This window comes from Kitasatospora phosalacinea, assembly GCF_000717185.1.
In the GTDB taxonomy this organism is placed as follows: domain Bacteria; phylum Actinomycetota; class Actinomycetes; order Streptomycetales; family Streptomycetaceae; genus Kitasatospora; species Kitasatospora phosalacinea_A.
Genome location: NZ_JNYE01000311.1, coordinates 1 through 261, shown reverse-complemented (window position 1 = coordinate 261; position 261 = coordinate 1). Strand labels below are relative to the sequence as shown.

1 pseudogene is annotated in these 261 nt (G+C 75.1%); it reads left to right on the top strand.

The features are described 5' to 3' along the window. A pseudogene (locus OO57_RS38165) lies at positions 1 to 261 on the top strand (UDP-glucose 4-epimerase); the annotation flags it as partial.

Genomic DNA, 261 nt, shown 5'->3' with positions numbered 1-261 from the left:
CACCTGCTGGCGCTGGACGCGGCGAAGCCGGGCGAGCACCTGATCTGCAACCTCGGCAACGGCACCGGCTTCTCGGTGCGCGAGGTGATCGAGTCGGTCAAGCGGGTCACCGGCCGGGAGATCCCGGTCCAGGTCGCCGACCGCCGCCCCGGCGACCCGGCCGTCCTGGTCGCCGCCGCCGACCGCGCCCGCGACGCGCTGGGCTGGGTCCCCAAGCGCCCCGAACTCGACCGGATCGTCGCCGACGCCTGGGAGTTCACC